Raw genomic sequence first — 17,115 nt, 5'->3', positions numbered from 1 at the left:
TAAGACAAAATATGATTGTCGTAATCTTGTTCTCGTTGAAGCCCAATCCCTCAGTGAGATTACCGCCATGACCATCGTCAAAGCCGCTGCCGTCCAAATTGCACCCGTGCTCTACAGCCGTGAGGGCACGGTAGAAAAGGTCGTTAACAAGATTCGCGAACTCGGCGAGAAGGGTGTGCAGTTCGCCGTTTTCCCGGAAACCGTCGTACCGTATTACCCGTATTTCTCCTTTGTGCAGGCGCCTTTCAAAATGGGTTCCGAGCACTACAAGTTGCTGGATCAGGCCGTGGTGGTGCCTTCGGCGACCACCGATGAAATCGGCAAAGCCGCCAAGGAAGCCAACATGGTGGTGTCCATCGGTGTCAATGAGCGCGATGGCAGCACGCTGTACAACACGCAACTGCTGTTTGATGCCGACGGCACGCTGATTCAGGCGCGTCGCAAGATCTCGCCGACCTATCACGAACGCATGATCTGGGGCATGGGCGATGGCTCCGGCCTGCGCGCCACCGACAGCGCGGTAGGGCGCATCGGTCAACTGGCTTGCTGGGAACATTACAACCCGCTGGCGCGGTATGCCTTGATCGAAGACGGTGAACAGATTCACGCCTCGATGTACCCCGGCTCGTTTGCCGGCGAACGGTTCACCCGTCAAATGGAAGTCAGCATCCGCATGCATGCGCTGGAATCGGCGTGCTTCGTGGTCAACTCGACCGCCTGGTTGTACCCGGAACAGCAAGCCCAAATCATGGCCGATACCGGTTGCGAGATCGGTCCGATTTCCGGCGGTTGCTACACCGCGATCATCGACCCACAAGGTGAAGTGGTCGGTGCGCTGACCGAAGGCGAAGGCGAAGTGATTGCTGACATCGACTTGTTCGAGATCGAGATCCGCAAGCGCCAAATGGACGGCCGTGGCCACTACAGCCGTCCGGAGATTCTGAGTTTGAACATCGACCGCACGCCCCATCGCCATGTTCATGAGCGCAATGCTCAGCCGAAACTGGCCGTCGCTGCGCAAGCGGAAGAGGTTTGATCAAGTAAACGTTTTGGCGTGCCAGGGCTCCGAAAGTGAGAAGCCCCGGTCAGTTAAGAAATTTCTGCGGTAACGCAATTCTTGTAGCAGCTGGCGAAGCCTGCGTTCGACTGCGCAGCAGTCGTGAAATCAGACGATGCGGTGTTTCAGGAAAGCCGCAAACTCAGGTCTCACGACTGCTTCGCAGCCGAACGCAGGCTTCGCCAGCTGCTACAGGTTGCGTTGGCACTTCATTTTGCTGTCCGGTATTTGAAAGCGCCGTTACCTCCGCTAGACTCCAGCCCCATGAAACGCTATCTGCGGTTTTGCCTGATTTTCCTGATCAGCCTCGCGCTTCCCTTGAGTGGGATGGCGGGCGTTTCAGCACCCGCAGAACCTTGCCCGATGAAAACCATGGGCATGGCGATGATGGGTGACATGGATCAGGACTGCTGCCAGGACATGAGCACCGCGCCCGACCATGGCAAACCTTGCAAGCCCGGTCAGGAATGCAAAACCGGTGGCATGCTGCAAGTCTCGATCATCAAACCTCCTGTCAACCTGTTCAGCCCTGTGGTAGCCACGTTCTTCGCGGACGTGATGCCTGTCCAGACCCCGTCCGGGGTATGGCGCCCCCCTCGCGCCTGATTCCTGTTCCACGTTGAGCCCCATTCCGCCCATGCGGGATGGCGTTGCTGTGCGCCGTAAAACGCGCGCAGCGGATCATGACAGGAATTTCAGACATGAAACCCACGTGCTTTTGCACGGGGTGGCCGCTCGCGGCTGCCCTGGCCGCAAGCGTATTGGCGTTGCCGTGCGTTGCTGCCCCACTGACCCTCGATGAAGCCTTGCGATTGGCCGATGACAACGCGCCGTCGCTCACCGCTCAAGCAGAAAAACTCCAGGCGGCCCGCAGTGCCGCGATTCCCGCCGGGGAATTACCTGACCCCAAGCTGTTGCTGGGGGTGCAAAACTTTCCGGTGGGCGGCCCTGATCGCGGCACGCTGGATCACGACTTCATGACCATGCAGATGGTCGGCGTAATGCAGGAAATGCCCAATGGCGACAAGCGCCGGGCGCGTACTGACGTCGCCGACGCGGCCGTAGACGTGGCCGCTGCGCAAGCTCAAGTCGAGCGCCTGGCGGTGCGTCAGGCCACTGCGCTGGCCTGGATCGACAGCTATGCCGTCGAGCTGAAACACGTGTTGTTCCAGGAGTTTTATCGCGAGAACCGTTTGCTGGCCGACACCGTGCGCGCGCAGATCGCCAGCGGTCGCGCGCAACCCGCCGATGCGGTGACGCCCAAGCAGGAAGCGGCGCAACTGGAAGAGCAGCAAGACCAGTTGACGCTCCAGCGAGCCCAGGCACGCGCCGCCCTCAAACGCTGGATCGGTCCCGCTGCCAATGAGCAACCCATCGGCAACTGGCCCCAATGGCCCATCGATACCACCCGTTACGCCCACAAACTTGAGCATCACCCGGAACTGGTGGCCTTCGCGCCCATGACCCGGCAAGCGCAGGCCAAAGTCCGCGAAGCCGAAGCCGACAAACAATCCGACTGGAGCTGGGAGCTCGATTACCAGAAGCGTGGGCGTGAGTTCGGCGACATGGTCAGCGTGCAATTCACCTTCGACCTGCCACTGTTTCCCGCGTCGCGGCAAAACCCGAAGATCGCCGCCAAACGCGCTGAGCTCAATCAACTCGAAGCCGAGCGTGAGGCGTTGGTTCGTGAGCACACCCAGCAACTGGAAGACCAATTGGCCGACTACCAGCGACTGGAGCGTGCAGTGCGGCGCACGCAGGAAAGTGTATTGCCGTTGGCCAAAGAAAAGGCCGAGTTGACCCTCGCCAGTTATCGGGCGGGCAAAAGCGATGTGTCGGCGGTTGTTGCCACCCGGCGTGAGCTGATCGAGGCCCGTCTGAAGCAGATCGACATCAACGAACAGAAAGCACTGACCAGCGCGCGGCTGTATTTCGCCTACGGGGAGAATGGCCAATGAGCCGTTTAAAAAGCGTGGCAGGGGTTGCGTGCGCCATGGCGCTGGGCGGCGTCGGCGGCTATTGGCTTGCCCATCAACCGGCAACGATCAATCAAGGCGCGATGGCAGGAGGAGAACCCAAAGCCTTGTACTGGTACGACCCGATGTACCCGCAGCAGAAGTTCGACAAACCCGGCAAGTCGCCCTTTATGGAAATGGAACTGGTGCCGCGTTACGCCGACGCCGAAGCCAACACGGCCTCTATCCAGATCGATCCGAGCGTGGCGCAGAATCTCGGTATGCGGTTGGCCAAGGTCCGCCGTGGCGCTCAGGCCTCGAGCCTCGAGGCAGCAGGTGTGCTGGCTTATAACGAACGGGACGTGGCGGTGATTCAGGCGCGCACAGCGGGTTTCGTCGAACGGGTATACGCCCGTGCACCGGGCGATGTGCTCAAGGCGGGGGCGCCATTGGCGGACATTCTGGTGCCGGAATGGGCTGGCGCTCAGGAGGAGTTTCTGGTGCTCAAGCGGCTGGGCGACCCCGGCCTGTTGGCCGCTGCCCGACAGCGATTGCGCCTGACCGGGATGCCGGCCACTTTGATCGCCCAGGTCGAACGTAGTGCCAAAGTGCAGTTGATTCAGACGATCACCACGCCGATTGCCGGTGCCTTGCAGGAACTGAACGTGCGCGTCGGCATGACCCTGGCCGCTGGAGAAACGCTGGCCCGGGTCAATGGCCTGAACAGTGTCTGGTTGACAGTAGCGGTGCCGGAGGCGGTTGCGGGGGCAATCCAGACAGGTCAAACCGTGGAAGCCAGCCTTGTGGGTTCTGCGCAGACGGTTCTTCACGGGACGGTCAGCGCGATCCTGCCGCAAACCAATGCGGACAGCCGCACCGTCAGCGTGCGGGTGGAACTGCCCAACCCTGACGGCCGCTTGCGCCCTGGGCTGACAGCACAGGTGCGCTTGCACAGCACCACCGAAACAGTCTTGCAGGTGCCGAGCGAAGCCTTGATTCGCACGGGGCGGCGTGTGTTGGTGATGCTGGCCGAAGAGGGCGGGCGCTACCGTCCGGTCGAGGTGCAGGCCGGGCCGGAAAGCGATGGTCAAACGGCGGTACTCAATGGCCTGAAGGAGGGGCAGCAGGTGGTCACGTCGGGGCAGTTCCTGCTCGACTCCGAAGCCAGCCTTAACGGCATTGTGGCCCAGCCGCTGGAAAAAACCGGAGACCAGCCATGATTGCCGCACTGATCCGCTGGTCCGTGGCCAACCGCTTTCTGGTGCTGCTGGCAACGCTGTTTGTCACGGCTTGGGGCGTGTGGTCGGTACAAAGCACACCCATCGATGCGCTGCCGGACTTGTCCGATGTCCAGGTGATCATTCGCACACCTTACGCAGGCCAGGCACCGCAGATTGTCGAGAACCAAGTGACCTATCCACTGGCAACCACCCTGTTGTCTGTGCCCGGGGCGAAGACCGTTCGCGGCTACTCCTTTTTCGGTGACAGCTTTGTGTACGTGTTGTTCGAGGATGGCATTGATCAGTACTGGGCACGTTCACGGGTGTTGGAGTACCTGAGCCAGGTCCAGAGCCGTCTGCCTGCCAGCGCCAAACTGGCGTTGGGACCGGACGCCACCGGGGTGGGCTGGATCTTCCAATATGCATTGGTTGATCGCAGCGGCGGCCACGATCTGGCGCAACTGCGCGCGCTGCAAGACTGGTTCCTCAAGTTCGAACTCAAGACCTTGCCCAACGTCGCCGAAGTGGCCACCGTCGGCGGCATGGTCAAGCAGTATCAGGTCCAGCTCGACCCTTTGAAAATGGCCAATCTGGGGATTACCCAGGCACAAATTACCGAGTCCATTGGCAAGGCCAATCAGGAAACCGGTGGCGGGGTGCTGGAGTTGGCGGAAACCGAGTTTGTCGTACGGGCTTCGGGTTATCTGAAGACGCTTGATGACTTTCGGGCGATTCCTCTCAAGCTCGGCGTGGGAAGCGTGCCTGTCACCCTTGGCGATGTAGCAACGATTCAGCTGGGACCGGAAATGCGCCGGGGCCTGGCTGAACTCGACGGCGAAGGCGAGACCGTCGGCGGCGTGGTGATCCTGCGCAGCGGCAAGAACGCCAAGGAAACCATCGCAGCGGTCAAGGCCAGGCTTGAAGAGCTCAAAAGCAGCTTGCCGGCCGGTGTGGAGATCGTCACCACGTACGACCGCAGCAAGTTGATCGATCGCGCTGTGGAAAACCTCAGCCACAAGTTGATCGAAGAGTTCATCGTGGTGGCGTTGGTGTGCGGGATTTTTCTCTGGCACCTGCGTTCAGCATTGGTGGCGATCATCTCGTTGCCGGTGGGGGTGTTGATCGCTTTCATCGTGATGCGCCATCAAGGGATCAACGCCAACATTATGTCCCTGGGCGGGATCGCCATCGCCATTGGCGCCATGGTCGATGCTGCCGTGGTGATGATCGAAAACGCCCACAAAAAGATCGAGGCCTGGCACACGACTCATCCAGGGGAAGCACTCAAGGGCGAGCGGCACTGGCAGGTCATGATCGATGCAGCGGTGGAAGTGGGGCCGGCGTTGTTCTTTTGCTTGCTGATCATCACCCTGTCGTTCATTCCGGTGTTCACTCTTGAAGCGCAGGAGGGGCGATTGTTCGGCCCGTTGGCGTTCACCAAAACCTACGCCATGGCGGCTGCGGCGGGGCTGTCGGTAACCTTGGTGCCGGTGTTGATGGGCTACTGGATTCGCGGTCGGATCCCCAATGAACAACAAAACCCGCTGAACCGTTGGCTGATCAGGCTCTACCAACCGGCACTGGATGCCGTTCTGCGTCGTCCGAAAATCACCCTGCTGGTCGCGTTCCTGGTCTTTGCCAGCGCGTTGTGGCCGATGTCGCGTCTGGGGGGCGAGTTCCTTCCGCCACTGGACGAAGGCGATCTGCTTTATATGCCATCGGCGCTACCCGGCCTGTCGACGCAGAAAGCTGCGCAACTGCTGCAACAGACGGATCGCCTGATCAAAACCGTACCGGAAGTCGAACACGTTTTCGGCAAGGCCGGGCGTGCAGAAACCGCCACCGATCCGGCACCGCTGGAGATGTTCGAAACCACGATCCAGTTCAAGCCCCATGACCAGTGGCGACCGGGCATGACCCAGGAAAAACTCGTGGAAGAACTGGACCGCGTGGTCCGTGTGCCGGGGTTGACCAACCTCTGGATTCCACCGATTCGCAACCGCATCGACATGCTGGCCACCGGCATCAAAAGCCCGATCGGGGTGAAGGTGGCCGGCAGCGATCTGGCGCAGATCGATGCGGTGACACAAAGCGTCGAAAGGGCGGCCAAAAATGTTGCGGGCGTCAGTTCCGCGCTGGCCGAGCGCTTGACCGGTGGGCGTTACATCGACGTGGATATCGACCGCAAGGCGGCTGCTCGCTATGGGCTCAATATCGCCGATGTGCAGTCGATCGTGGCTGGCGCCATCGGCGGTGAAAACGTCGGAGAAACCATCGAAGATCGCGCGCGCTTCCCGATCAATGTGCGTTATCCGCGAGAGTGGCGTGACTCCCTTGGTGCGTTGGAGCAACTTCCGATCTACACGCCACTGGGCAGTCAGATCACCCTCGGCACGGTGGCCAAGGTCAAGGTCACGGACGGGCCACCGATGCTCAAGAGCGAAAACGCGCGTCCGTCGGGCTGGGTGTACATCGACGTGCGTGGGCGGGACATCGCTTCGGTGGTCGCCGATCTGCGCCGGGTCGTCAGCGAGCAGGTCACGTTGCACCCCGGCATGAGCCTGAGTTACTCCGGGCAGTTCGAGTTTCTGGAGCGGGCCAACGCGAGGCTCAAATTGGTGGTGCCGGCCACGCTGCTGATCATCTTTGTGCTGCTTTATCTGACGTTCGCGCGTTTCGACGAGGCCTTGCTGATTATGACCACGCTGCCGTTTGCCCTTGCGGGTGGTGCGTGGTTCCTCTATTGGCTGGGGTTCAATCTGTCGGTGGCCACGGGCGTCGGCTTCATTGCGCTGGCCGGGGTGTCCGCCGAGTTTGGGGTGATCATGCTGCTGTACCTGAAAAATGCCTGGGCCGAGCGCGAAGACGCGGGCGACCGCACGGAACTCGGATTGGTCGCCGCCATTCGTGAAGGCGCAGTGCAGCGTGTTCGACCCAAGGCCATGACCGTGGCCGTGATCATTGCCGGCCTGTTGCCGATTCTGTTGGGCGGCGGCACTGGCAGCGAGGTCATGAGCCGCATCGCAGCGCCCATGGTCGGCGGCATGATCACCGCGCCGTTGCTGTCGCTGTTTGTCATTCCGGCGGCGTATCGCTTGATGCGTCGCCGTCAGCTCCTGTCACAAACCACTCACTCTCAAGGAAACGCCCAATGAAACTGACTCTGATCGCAGCGACAAGCACCGTGATTGCCCTTTCTTTTTCGGCTCAGGCAGAGGATATGTCGGGCATGAAGATGGACGACAAGGCCATGGACGGTAAGCCAATGAAGGAGCAAGCAGCGCAAGCTCCGGTTGCCAAGGCGGCAGGTACCGTGAAGGCCATCGACAGTGCGAAACACACGGTAACCATCGCCCACAGTGCCGTGCCGGCGGTGAAATGGCCGCCGATGACCATGGGGTTCAAGGCTACAGAGGCGCAACTGGCTGCGGTGAAGGTGGGAGATCAGGTGAACTTCGAGTTTCAGTTGCAAGGGGCGACGGCGACCCTCGTATCGATTGATGTAGCGAAGTAGCGTCTGGCGAGCCCGGCGGTGCGAAGGTCATTCGCACCGCCGGCCCGTTTGAATTAGAGCTCCTGGCCCAGGAAAATCAACGTATTACCATGTGCCTCAGCCGCTGCGCGCTGGTTGTAGCTGTCGCGGTGCGAGCAGTTGAAACCATGTTCTGCCTCTGGGTACACGACAATTTCCACATTGTCGTTAGTGTCGAAACGTTCGGCGATATTCTCTACGGCTTCCAGCGAAATGTGGCTGTCCTGCTCACCGAAGTGCATCAGCAGTGGCACCTGGATGTCATCGGCGCGGTCGAGGTGATTCTGGATGCCGCCACCGTAGTAGGCGACCGCCACATCCACCAGCCCGTTGGTAGCGGTGAGGTAAGACAGCAAGCCGCCAAAGCAATAACCGATGGAAGCGATGCCACCATCCAGCCCCGGCTGTGCATCGAGCACGTCGATGGCCAGTTTGATGTCGGCCTGCGCCTTGGTGATGTCGGTGGCGTTCATCAACTCGACGGCGCGTTTCCAGCCGGCTTCGTCGTAGGTCAGTTCGATGCGGTGGCCGCTACGCCAGAACAGGTCTGGCACGATCACCAGATACCCGTCAGCGGCGTATTGCTCGGCGACCGAGCGGATGTGCTCGTTGACACCGAAGATCTCTTGGATCAAGACGATCCCCGGGCCTCGTTGGGTATGCGGAATGGCCAGGTAAGCGCCGAATGTACCTTCGTCGCCGTCGATCTCGATCCATTGGGTGGTCACGCTCATGGTGGCTCCTGTCTACGCAAGTGAGGTGAAGAGTCAAGCTTGCCACGGTAGCATCTCAACGATTGTGACGGCGCCAGAAAAATCGCGCCAGCAGCGTATCGAGGCTCAGCTTGCCGGCACCCGAGAGCAACAACGGCAGCAGGGCGGCGAGGTAGATCAGCGGCAGTTTGAAGTTACCGTGACCCTTGTTGCTGATGGCGTAACCCTGGGCAAGCTCACTTAATGTAGACCAATCGGCCGGCCAGTGAACGGCAGCGGTGGCGACCACCGTGACCACCATCAGCATGATCGCCGATAGCCGTGTGCCAAGGCCCAGCAGAATGGCGAGCGCGCCAATCAGCTCGGCCCCCATCGACAGCTCCCAGTTCAGCGTGGCTGGCACGTGGTCGAATGGAAACGGAAAACGGTCCTGGATGTCGGCAAACCAGTTTTCACCATTCCATTTTTCCCGGCCTGACTCAAAAAACTCCCAGGCGATGAACAACCGCAAGGTCAGGGGCGCGAGCCAGCTACCGGCACGGTCGAGGTTCAGGTGCAGGCTTTTGACGGCCGACGAGAGCGAGGTGTTCATGGGTTTGGTCTCCACTGGGGCAGGAATGCGGGGCCACGGCGTGCCCCGCGCGATGGGTTACTCGCCGGCGCCGCACTTGCCTTCGCCACATTTGCCTTCGGCGGGTTTTTCCGCGGTGTCGGCCTGGACCTGGCTGTAGCCGTGGGCCAGTTGTTTCATGCTGAAGGCTTCGGATTCGGAGGCCGATGCGACGTTTGACAAGGCCAGGCCACCGGCGATGAGCAGGCCGAGGGTCAGGGAGGACGTTGAGAGTTTGAACATGGTGATACTCCGTAGCATTGAGTGAGTTGAGCGCTTTGATCGGCTTGGCCAATCGACAGGCGTAGTTCATCAAGACGGTGTATCTGCGATGTGTCTTTGCGGCGGGGTTTTATGGGCGGGGTGTGTCAGGAGGCGGGCTGTATACACACTGATACAAGCCCGGCGCACAACCCCTGTGGGAGCGAGCCTGCTCGCGAAAGCGGTGTATCAGTCAGCATCATCGTCGAATGACACACCGCATTCGTCGGAACGCCGCCCGGAGCCGGCTCGCTCCCACAGGGGATTAGTGGTGAATGACGCTCCGGAAAATTTCCTATACATTTTCCAGCCGCCCCCTGCATGGTGAACCGCTTCATGTCTCTTGCGCTCGAACGTCTAGTCGCTGGCACGCCGATTCCTTTTGCCGGTAATCGTGTCACGGTGGTCAGCCCCGAACTGGCCGCGCGCTTTCAGCCCGGAGACCACCTGTTGGTAGAACAGGTCAGCGGCGAATTGTTGCTGATTCCGGTGGCTGACCAGCAAGCGGCCAGCGTTGCGATCGAACGTGCAGCAGTGGCGTTCAGCGCGATTTCGGCGGTGTCGGATCAAGCAATCAGCGCCTTCTTCGATCTGTTTGCCCAGCGCTTGGAAACCCCGCAGTGCTGGGACTTGATCGCGGCCGCCAACCTCGCCGACATCGAACGCGCCAAGGCCCGTGGGCGTTCCACCACGCGCTTGCTGGCGGATGAACGCATGCGCAGTGACATGATCGCCGGCCTGCGCGCCTGGCGCGATGCGCCCGCCACACGGGGCAAGGTGATCAGTTGCGTTGAGCATGACGGCTGGAAAGTCGAACAAGTGGTGTCGCCGCTGGGCATCGTCGCGTTTGTCTTTGAAGGCCGACCGAATGTGTTCGCCGACGCTGCCGGTGTCTTACGCACTGGCAACACCGCCGTGCTGCGCATTGGCAGCGATGCATTGAGCACCGCCCAAGCCATCGTCACCCATGCCCTGAATCCGGCACTGAGCGACGCCGGGTTGCCGGTCGGCGCGGTGTCGCTGGTCGAAAGCGTCAACCACGCGGCCGGTTGGGCGATGTTCGCCGACCGGCGTCTGTCCCTGGCCGTGGCCCGCGGTTCGGGGCGTGCGGTCAGCCAATTGGGCAGCATCGCCCAACAGGCCGGCACCGCCGTCAGCCTGCACGGCACCGGCGGTGCCTGGCTGATCGCCGACAAGGATGCCGACGCGACTCGCTTCGCCGCCGTCGTACGCAACTCTCTGGACCGCAAGGTCTGCAACACCTTGAACGTCTGCCTGATCCAGCGCGACCGTGCCGCCGAACTGGTGCCGCTGTTTCTCGATGCGTTGCAACAGGCCGGCAACGCACGGGGCCAGGGCTGCAAGTTGCATATTGTCGAAGGCAGCGAGGGGGACTTGCCGGCTCAGTGGTTGGGTGCAAACGTCGAGGTATACCGCGCCGAAGGCTACCGGACCGAGGCAATGGTCGAGCCATTGCCAGAGGATCAATTGGGCCGCGAGTGGGAATGGGAAGAAACCCCGGAAGTCAGCCTGATGATCGTCGTCGATCTGGACTGTGCCATTGCCTTGTTCAATCGCTACAGCCCGCAGTTCACAGTGTCGTTGATCAGTGCGGATGACGCTGCGCATGAGCGTTTCTACAACGCGGTCAACGCTCCGTTTGTCGGCAACGGGATTACTCGCTGGGTCGATGGACAGTACGCGCTGAACAAGCCGGAGCTGGGTCTTTCGAACTGGGAGAGCGGTCGGCTGTTTGCTCGCAGCGCGATTCTCTCCGGAGACGGCGTGTTTACTATTCGTAGTCGCATGACGCAGACCGATTTGTCGGTCAAACGCTAGGTATCCCGACCGCAGGCGGGGGGCGCACTATAATTAAGGTGTTTGCTCCTTCGTTCTGAAAGAGGGATCCACCATGAAACTTCGTTCCTTCGAGCAGTATTCTCATCAACTGGAAGCGGTCGCTCACGATACATGGCTGACGGCCCGGGTGAAGTCGGCCCTGGCCATGGCCGAGCCCACCCTTGCCATGCACATTCACGTCAAGACCCATGCGGGTACGGTGGCGTTGAGTGGCCGGGTCAATACCCATCGGCAATGTGAGCAGGTTGTTGCAGTGACCCGTTCAGTTCAGGGCGTTGTCGACGTCGATGCCAGGGAATTGCTGACTCACGTGTTCATGCCAGGCAGTTATCCCGAACCGCCCAACGCCGAAGAAAGCGCTGAACAGCGGCCTCAATCGTCAACCAAACCGGACGACAAATGACCAAGGCGACCCTGTAAGCAGCGCTTCTGTAAACCGGAAGCGCTGCCCGGGGGGGCGGCTGGCCTCCGGGGCGTAGAAAAAACGGCGGTGTCATCTTGGTGTCACCTAACCCATGGCAGCATCCTTGCAAACCATCTTGAACGCTTCGCGGAACTCCCTCCGCAGGCCGATGAAATTGCCAGGAATCCCCGCCATGAAAGGAGACGCCTCCCTGTTTGCAGCCATTGACCTGGGCTCCAATGCGTTTCGCATGATGATTGGCCAATCGGTCAAACGGAACCAGAAATGGATGATCCACGAGGTGAAAACCCTGCGTGAACCTGTCCGTTTGTCGGAAGGTTTTCAGGGCGGTGCGCTGGACGAAATGGCGCTGGATCGTGGATGGCAGGCGCTTTCGCGATTTGGCAAAAAAATACGCGGCTTTGAAGCCGGCCGGGTGCGGGCGGTGGCGACCAGTGCTGTGCGCGAGGCCGACAATGCGCAGCTGTTCCTGAACAGCGCCGAGCGCCACCTCGGGTTCCGGATTGACGTCATCTCCGGGCACGAAGAGGCTCAGCTGGTGTACGCCGGTGTCAACCATTCGATCCCCAGCCCGCAAAGCATGCGACTGGTCGTGGACATCGGTGGCGGGTCCACCGAGTTGATTCTGGGGCAGGGCGCTCAACCGCTGTTGACCGAAAGCATTGCCATTGGCAGCGGTACTTTTGGCGCGCGGTATTTTTCCGGTGGCTGCATCACCGCCCCGGCGTTGCTGGAGGCGGAGCGTGTGGCCACGCTGCAATTTGAAACAGTGGCGCGGCGTTACCGGGCCTTGGGTTGGCAACAGGCCATCGGGTCTTCGGGGACGGCACGGATGCTCGCCAAGGTGCTCAAGGCCAACGGGATGAACGACGACGGCGAAAGCGGTATCACTTACAGCGGTCTGCTGCGCCTGTCGTTACGACTGTTGGAAGTGGGGCATGTCAAACAGCTCAAACTGGCCGGTCTGCAAAACCATCGCTTGAGCACCTTGCCGGGTGGGCTGGTGGTGATGCTGGCGGCGTTCAAGGTCTTCGGGATCTTGCAGATGACGCCTTCGGAGGCGGGTTTGAGGTTCGGGGTCCTGCATGGCTTGATGTCCAGACATTGACCCCCGAACCCCTTTTCTATACTCCGTCAATGAGTCGAGGCAACTCCAGCGGGTTTGCGTCTCGCAGCACGTCAGGCAGCAACGCTTGCGGAAAACCCTGGTAAGCCACCGGGCGCAAGAAACGTTCAATCGAGCTCATGCCGACCGACGTGAAACGGCTGTCCGACGTGGCCGGAAACGGCCCGCCGTGAACGGTGGCAAACGTCACTTCCTGCGGATGCGCGAAGGCGTTGATGACGATGCGCCCGGTACGTCGCTCCAGCACGGGTAACAAGCGCTGTGCCAAGGGCAAATCCTCGTCCTCAAGGTGCATGGCCGCCGACAGTTGGCCACGCAGCGAGCGAGCAACGGCGAGCATTTCAGCCTCATCCTTGACCTTCACCAGCAGCGCTGACGGGCCGAACACCTCTTCGGCCAGTAGTGTTTCGGTCAGGAACTGCGCGCCATCGGCTTCCAGCAACGCGGATACACCCTCCAGTACTGCACTGGCCGCCGAGCCCTCGGCAATGCGCCGTGCCCCTGTGTCCTCCATCAGTTCGAGACCGTTCACATACGACGCGTGAATGCCCGGTGTCAGCATCGGCCGCGCTGGGGCTTCGTCGACGCGTTTGACCATCGCGGCGCGCATCGCCTCAAAACCAGGCCCTTCGATGGCGATCAGCAGCGCGGGTTTGAGGCAGGCTTGCCCGACGTTGACCAGCATGCGCTCGATAAAGCCGTCACCGATCTGCGCGCCTTTCGCCGCCTGTGCATGGGGCAAGATGAATGTGGGGTTGACGCTGGTCATCTCGGTGAACACCGGAATTGGATCGGGGCGTAGCTGCGCACGGCGATACAGCGCCATGCCGCCACGTTCCGAACCGGTGAACGTCACCGCTTTGATCAGCGGATGATCGACCAGGGCTTCACCGATGGCGTTACCGCCACCGCGCACCATCGAGAACACGCCTTCGGGCAGATCGTGCGCTTGTATGGCGTCGCGAATGGCCCGCGCCTGAATTTCCGAAGCGCCGGGATGCGCGTTATGCGCCTTGAGGATGACGGTCGCGCCGGCGGCCAGTGCCGATGCGGTATCGCCGCCTGCGACCGAGTACGCAATCGGAAAGTTGCTCGCGCCGAAAATCGCCACCGGGCCGAGGGCGATCTTCTGTAGCCGATGGTCCATGCGCGGACGCGGCTGACGATCAGGCTGTGCCGGATCGATGGCCAGTTGCAGGAAGCGGCCTTTACGCACGACCTCGGCAAATTGACGGAACTGGGTGGCGGCTTTTATCGCTTCGCCCTCAAGTTGCGCCTGCGGCACACCGGTTTCGAGTGCTGCTCTGGCCGCCAGCGCCTGGCGGACTGCATCCAGATTGTCGGCAATGCTGTCGAGGAACGATGCGCGCCGGGCGAGCGAGGTGTGGCTGTAAACATCGAACGCTTCATCGGCGAGGGTTGCGGCCCGGTCGACGTCGTCCACGCCACCCAGGGCGAAGTCCGGTTCGATCAATTGGTTCGTGGCAGGGTTTAGCGCCTTCATCGTCCCTTCAATTGCGGGGACATCGCGGGCGCCGATCATGAGTTTGCCTGTCAATGTCATGGGCGCTCACCTTGGGTCAGGGTGGCGATGAGTTCTGGCGTGGTCACAATGGCGTGGGCGAACGTCGGGCCGTTCAGCTCATGCGCCGCGTGCATCATTTCTGGCTTGAAGGCGGCCGTTGCGTCGCGCACCAGTGTCACGTGATAGCCCAGTTCCACCGCGTATCGGGCGGTGGCCTCGATGCAGGTATTGGCCAGCAGGCCAACGATGATCACGTGGGTGATGCCTTTCTGCTTGAGACGAAAATCAAGGTCGGTGTTGGCAAAACCGCTCGATCCCCAATGTTCCTGAACAACGATATCGCCCTCCTTTGGCGCGAAATCCGGGTGCCAGTCGCCGCCCCATTCCCCGCGAGCAAAGTGATGCATGTGCATGACTTTGCATTGGGTGGGGCTTGGGTGATCCCAGCCCTCATAGTCGCCTTGTTCCCAGCGGCGGTGCGGTACGATGACCACCGGAATGTTGAGGGCGCGAACGGTGCGATCGAGTGCGCGCAAGTTGTCGAGCAGGCCGACTTGCGCTGCGATCGGTTCGATAAGCGGATAGACTTTGCCGCCTTCGCTGAGGAAATCGTTGTAAGGATCGACCAACAGATAAGCGGTTCTGCCAAGGGGATAGAGCGCTTCTGACATGGCTGTGTTCTCCAGGAATGTTGAGTGACCGATGTTCGGGGCTTGTCCGTGCATCACGTTGATATGATAATCATAGTAACTGTAAATGAGGCAAGACCGCATGTCGGTAAACACACCTGTTCCCGAAACCCTGTGCCCGATTTCGCGGGCTGAGGCCGTCGTCGGCGACCGCTGGACGGTCCTGGTGCTGCGCGAATTGTTCATGGGCAGCCATCGATTCGACGAGATCCAGGCGCAGACCGCCGGGACTCCGCAAATGATCGCCACACGCCTCAAGCGTCTGGAGGCTGACGGGTTGGTCGTCCGTCGCGCCTACAGCGAGCGGCCACCGCGTTACGAGTACCACCTCACGCCCAAAGGCGACGCTTTCTATTGCGTGGTGCTGGCGTTGCGTGCCTGGGGGGAAACCTGGTGCAAGTCAGAGGAGGAGGGGTTGGCGGTCGTTTACACCCACACCACCTGTCGCCAGCCCGCCGGGCTGGGGCCGTTGTGCGCGCATTGCGGCGAACCGCTGCGTCGCGGGGAGTTGAACAGCACGCCCAGCGAAGCCTACGCCGCTGAACGAAAAGCCCGGCGTGACGCCTTCAAGGGTGGTCGCGGGGCGGACCCGGTCGCGGCTCAGGACCAGTGACAGCACCTGTGGCAATTGCTGAAAAAAACGTTCCCGCACAACAGGCGGGAACGCAGGGAAGTCCAATGGCTTCAGCTCAGATTGCCGCAGAAAATGTTTTGATGACCATCGGCCGGGTTTTCACGCACCACCAAGGCATAGCCGCCGGCTCGAAGCGTTTCGACAGACACCGGCGCACTTTTCCAGAAGTACTGCATCGATGCCATTGAATAGAACCGCGCATTCGGTCCGTCGTTCAGGTCATAGGCCGGTTTTGAACCTAAATTGGCACAGCTTCCGGGATAGATGTAAGCCGACAAACGACCGGGTAATGCGCTGCCCATGGTTTCACCGCTGACGGCAAACCAGAACTCCGTCGTATTGCCGTTGGGCATCATGATGGGCCGGGCGATATTCCCGGCATTGACGGGCGTAGCGTGCAGGGGAACGTTGGTGATCTGACTGTCAGGCACCGTCGAACACCCGCAGAGCCACCCGACCGCCACCACCACCGACGCCAGCGAAGATACGATTTTCATCGTGAAACTCCCGCTTGTAAGGACGCGTTGAAGTGATCCCCCTGTCAATTTTAGCTGTCCGGTGACAGAGGACATTTCTTCGGATAGTCGGTCCTGGCGCACACGGGTGCTTGTATCGCAACGTATCTCCTGTGCCGACAGCCAACTTGGCATACAAAACCATGGGTTATGCGACACGAGCGGGATACACCGCGCCCTCTAAATGAACACACCGCATCGGCGGTCATCATTGGAGAATTGCGATGTCCCGTATCACTTCCCGTCACACCCGGCTCGGCATCGCGCTAGCCGCTGTAACACTGGTTACCTTCGCGAGCTTTTCGCAGGCTGCCGAGGCAAGCCATGAAGCGCAGCCTGGCAAAAGCTGGCAGTCAGGCATTCATCGTACAGACCTGGTGCGCCAGGACCTGGACGTCGCTGAGCGTGAGGTGATTCAGGTACGTGTTGATTTCGACGCGGGCGTGGTCTCGCCGAAACACTCGCATCCAGGCGTGGAAGTGGCATACGTCATCGACGGCACGTTCGAGTACCAACTGGAAGGCCGGCCACCGGTCACGCTCAAGGCTGGCGATTCGCTGTACATCCCCGCGGGTACGGCGCATTTGGCGAAGAACGTTGGTGGCGGCAAGGCGTCAGAGCTGGCGACGTACATTGTGAAGAAAGGCACGCCGCTGCTGGTGCTGGAGGACTAAGCAGTGTTTGCCTGATGCGCTGCAAATGTGGGAGCGAGCCTGCTCGCGATGGCGATTCATAATTCAATATTGATATCGACTGACACACCGCTATCGCGAGCAGGCTCACTCCTATGTATGGACTCGCCCCCACTGTCTACCTGCTTTTCAAACACTGCTACCCGGTTGCATCTATGTATAAGGCCTATTCGAGGAAGCCATCTTTGGCTTCTGGCCAACATTGGTTGAGCTCACGGTATGCCGATTACATTCAGGCCTCGAAGGCCGGTAGGAGCGCAGGCATCAATCCGCGACGGTCTGACCTGGGGTCTGACCTGGGG

17 protein-coding genes are annotated in these 17,115 nt (G+C 60.6%); 11 read left to right on the top strand and 6 right to left on the bottom strand.

Annotated features, from left to right (window positions below; all coding sequences use genetic code 11):
* Window positions 1-67 precede the first annotated feature (67 nt).
* The 6 genes from AC1DWM_RS21115 to AC1DWM_RS21090 all read left to right on the top strand — a co-directional run bounded on the left by AC1DWM_RS21115 (window position 68) and on the right by AC1DWM_RS21090 (window position 7,746).
* The gene (locus tag AC1DWM_RS21115; protein ID WP_477796034.1) at window positions 68-1,036 is read left to right on the top strand and encodes a nitrilase-related carbon-nitrogen hydrolase; all 969 of its coding nucleotides are present in this window, start codon (window positions 68-70) and stop codon (window positions 1,034-1,036) included.
* Between the two features lie 285 nt (window positions 1,037-1,321).
* Window positions 1,322-1,663: a hypothetical protein gene (locus AC1DWM_RS21110; RefSeq protein WP_223515958.1), complete on the top strand. Its 342-nt coding sequence runs from the start codon at window positions 1,322-1,324 to the stop codon at window positions 1,661-1,663.
* 95 nt (window positions 1,664-1,758) lie between these two features.
* Window positions 1,759-3,015 (top strand): TolC family protein, encoded by a 1,257-nt coding sequence (locus AC1DWM_RS21105; RefSeq protein ID WP_223515956.1) that lies wholly within the window; start codon window positions 1,759-1,761, stop codon window positions 3,013-3,015.
* Window positions 3,012-4,232, top strand: coding sequence for an efflux RND transporter periplasmic adaptor subunit (locus AC1DWM_RS21100; protein ID WP_477796033.1), 1,221 nt, complete (start codon window positions 3,012-3,014; stop codon window positions 4,230-4,232). The genes AC1DWM_RS21105 and AC1DWM_RS21100 overlap by 4 nt, the downstream gene beginning before the upstream one ends.
* Window positions 4,229-7,387, top strand: coding sequence for an efflux RND transporter permease subunit (locus tag AC1DWM_RS21095; protein ID WP_477796032.1), 3,159 nt, complete (start codon window positions 4,229-4,231; stop codon window positions 7,385-7,387). Before AC1DWM_RS21100 ends, AC1DWM_RS21095 begins: the two co-directional genes overlap by 4 nt.
* Window positions 7,384-7,746 (top strand): copper-binding protein, encoded by a 363-nt coding sequence (locus tag AC1DWM_RS21090; RefSeq protein WP_223515947.1) that lies wholly within the window; start codon window positions 7,384-7,386, stop codon window positions 7,744-7,746. Before AC1DWM_RS21095 ends, AC1DWM_RS21090 begins: the two co-directional genes overlap by 4 nt.
* Before the next feature lie 53 nt (window positions 7,747-7,799).
* Here AC1DWM_RS21090 and AC1DWM_RS21085 read toward each other — a convergent pair whose 3' ends face one another.
* From AC1DWM_RS21085 to AC1DWM_RS21075, 3 genes are read right to left on the bottom strand one after another with little or no spacing between them, the layout of a single operon-like run.
* On the bottom strand, window positions 7,800-8,498 hold the full coding sequence (locus AC1DWM_RS21085) for a dienelactone hydrolase family protein (protein WP_223515944.1): 699 nt from the start codon (window positions 8,496-8,498) through the stop codon (window positions 7,800-7,802).
* Window positions 8,499-8,553: 55 nt separating this feature from the next.
* Window positions 8,554-9,069 carry an HvfX family Cu-binding RiPP maturation protein gene (locus AC1DWM_RS21080; protein ID WP_223515941.1) on the bottom strand — a complete coding sequence of 172 codons (516 nt, stop codon included), beginning with the start codon at window positions 9,067-9,069 and terminating at the stop codon, window positions 8,554-8,556.
* A gap of 57 nt (window positions 9,070-9,126) precedes the next feature.
* Window positions 9,127-9,330 carry an HvfA family oxazolone/thioamide-modified RiPP metallophore gene (locus AC1DWM_RS21075; protein ID WP_223515938.1) on the bottom strand — a complete coding sequence of 68 codons (204 nt, stop codon included), beginning with the start codon at window positions 9,328-9,330 and terminating at the stop codon, window positions 9,127-9,129.
* Window positions 9,331-9,684: 354 nt separating this feature from the next.
* On the opposite strand from AC1DWM_RS21075, the gene AC1DWM_RS21070 reads away from it, so the two are divergent.
* The 3 genes from AC1DWM_RS21070 to AC1DWM_RS21060 all read left to right on the top strand — a co-directional run bounded on the left by AC1DWM_RS21070 (window position 9,685) and on the right by AC1DWM_RS21060 (window position 12,740).
* Entirely contained in the window at window positions 9,685-11,187 is a 1,503-nt protein-coding gene (locus AC1DWM_RS21070) for an aldehyde dehydrogenase family protein (protein WP_477796031.1), read from the top strand.
* Between the two features lie 73 nt (window positions 11,188-11,260).
* On the top strand, window positions 11,261-11,611 hold the full coding sequence (locus AC1DWM_RS21065) for a BON domain-containing protein (RefSeq protein ID WP_223515932.1): 351 nt from the start codon (window positions 11,261-11,263) through the stop codon (window positions 11,609-11,611).
* Window positions 11,612-11,804: 193 nt separating this feature from the next.
* On the top strand, window positions 11,805-12,740 hold the full coding sequence (locus AC1DWM_RS21060) for a Ppx/GppA phosphatase family protein (RefSeq protein WP_477796030.1): 936 nt from the start codon (window positions 11,805-11,807) through the stop codon (window positions 12,738-12,740).
* Between the two features lie 16 nt (window positions 12,741-12,756).
* On the opposite strand, the gene AC1DWM_RS21055 is transcribed toward AC1DWM_RS21060, so the two are convergent.
* Window positions 12,757-14,322 carry an aldehyde dehydrogenase (NADP(+)) gene (locus AC1DWM_RS21055; protein ID WP_477796029.1) on the bottom strand — a complete coding sequence of 522 codons (1,566 nt, stop codon included), beginning with the start codon at window positions 14,320-14,322 and terminating at the stop codon, window positions 12,757-12,759.
* A complete protein-coding gene (locus AC1DWM_RS21050) occupies window positions 14,319-14,954 on the bottom strand; it encodes a cysteine hydrolase family protein (protein ID WP_477796028.1) in 636 nt (211 codons plus the stop codon). Before AC1DWM_RS21050 ends, AC1DWM_RS21055 begins: the two co-directional genes overlap by 4 nt.
* A gap of 100 nt (window positions 14,955-15,054) precedes the next feature.
* On the opposite strand from AC1DWM_RS21050, the gene AC1DWM_RS21045 reads away from it, so the two are divergent.
* Complete coding sequence (locus AC1DWM_RS21045) at window positions 15,055-15,585, top strand: winged helix-turn-helix transcriptional regulator (RefSeq protein ID WP_477796027.1); 531 nt, start codon at window positions 15,055-15,057, stop codon at window positions 15,583-15,585.
* A gap of 71 nt (window positions 15,586-15,656) precedes the next feature.
* On the opposite strand, the gene AC1DWM_RS21040 is transcribed toward AC1DWM_RS21045, so the two are convergent.
* On the bottom strand, window positions 15,657-16,103 hold the full coding sequence (locus AC1DWM_RS21040) for a hypothetical protein (RefSeq protein WP_452626048.1): 447 nt from the start codon (window positions 16,101-16,103) through the stop codon (window positions 15,657-15,659).
* A gap of 242 nt (window positions 16,104-16,345) precedes the next feature.
* Between AC1DWM_RS21040 and AC1DWM_RS21035 the strand changes: the two genes are divergently transcribed.
* Window positions 16,346-16,795 (top strand): cupin domain-containing protein, encoded by a 450-nt coding sequence (locus AC1DWM_RS21035; RefSeq protein WP_223515924.1) that lies wholly within the window; start codon window positions 16,346-16,348, stop codon window positions 16,793-16,795.
* Window positions 16,796-17,115: the final 320 nt, after the last annotated feature.

The organism is Pseudomonas sp. P4_C8 (assembly GCF_056401975.1).
Note: the sequence above shows the minus strand (reverse complement) of the source record. Positions and strands in the feature narration are given on the sequence as shown.

Bases quoted from the DNA above. Each gene is read 5' to 3' on its own strand.
- AC1DWM_RS21115 (WP_477796034.1), top strand. From the start codon at position 68: ATGACCATCGTCAAAGCCGCTGCCGTCCAAATTGCACCCGTGCTCTAC.
- AC1DWM_RS21110 (WP_223515958.1), top strand. From the start codon at position 1,322: ATGAAACGCTATCTGCGGTTTTGCCTGATTTTCCTGATCAGCCTCGCG.
- AC1DWM_RS21105 (WP_223515956.1), top strand. From the start codon at position 1,759: ATGAAACCCACGTGCTTTTGCACGGGGTGGCCGCTCGCGGCTGCCCTG.
- AC1DWM_RS21100 (WP_477796033.1), top strand. From the start codon at position 3,012: ATGAGCCGTTTAAAAAGCGTGGCAGGGGTTGCGTGCGCCATGGCGCTG.
- AC1DWM_RS21095 (WP_477796032.1), top strand. From the start codon at position 4,229: ATGATTGCCGCACTGATCCGCTGGTCCGTGGCCAACCGCTTTCTGGTG.
- AC1DWM_RS21090 (WP_223515947.1), top strand. From the start codon at position 7,384: ATGAAACTGACTCTGATCGCAGCGACAAGCACCGTGATTGCCCTTTCT.
- AC1DWM_RS21085 (WP_223515944.1), bottom strand. From the start codon at position 8,498: ATGAGCGTGACCACCCAATGGATCGAGATCGACGGCGACGAAGGTACA.
- AC1DWM_RS21080 (WP_223515941.1), bottom strand. From the start codon at position 9,069: ATGAACACCTCGCTCTCGTCGGCCGTCAAAAGCCTGCACCTGAACCTC.
- AC1DWM_RS21075 (WP_223515938.1), bottom strand. From the start codon at position 9,330: ATGTTCAAACTCTCAACGTCCTCCCTGACCCTCGGCCTGCTCATCGCC.
- AC1DWM_RS21070 (WP_477796031.1), top strand. From the start codon at position 9,685: ATGTCTCTTGCGCTCGAACGTCTAGTCGCTGGCACGCCGATTCCTTTT.
- AC1DWM_RS21065 (WP_223515932.1), top strand. From the start codon at position 11,261: ATGAAACTTCGTTCCTTCGAGCAGTATTCTCATCAACTGGAAGCGGTC.
- AC1DWM_RS21060 (WP_477796030.1), top strand. From the start codon at position 11,805: ATGAAAGGAGACGCCTCCCTGTTTGCAGCCATTGACCTGGGCTCCAAT.
- AC1DWM_RS21055 (WP_477796029.1), bottom strand. From the start codon at position 14,322: ATGACATTGACAGGCAAACTCATGATCGGCGCCCGCGATGTCCCCGCA.
- AC1DWM_RS21050 (WP_477796028.1), bottom strand. From the start codon at position 14,954: ATGTCAGAAGCGCTCTATCCCCTTGGCAGAACCGCTTATCTGTTGGTC.
- AC1DWM_RS21045 (WP_477796027.1), top strand. From the start codon at position 15,055: ATGTCGGTAAACACACCTGTTCCCGAAACCCTGTGCCCGATTTCGCGG.
- AC1DWM_RS21040 (WP_452626048.1), bottom strand. From the start codon at position 16,103: ATGAAAATCGTATCTTCGCTGGCGTCGGTGGTGGTGGCGGTCGGGTGG.
- AC1DWM_RS21035 (WP_223515924.1), top strand. From the start codon at position 16,346: ATGTCCCGTATCACTTCCCGTCACACCCGGCTCGGCATCGCGCTAGCC.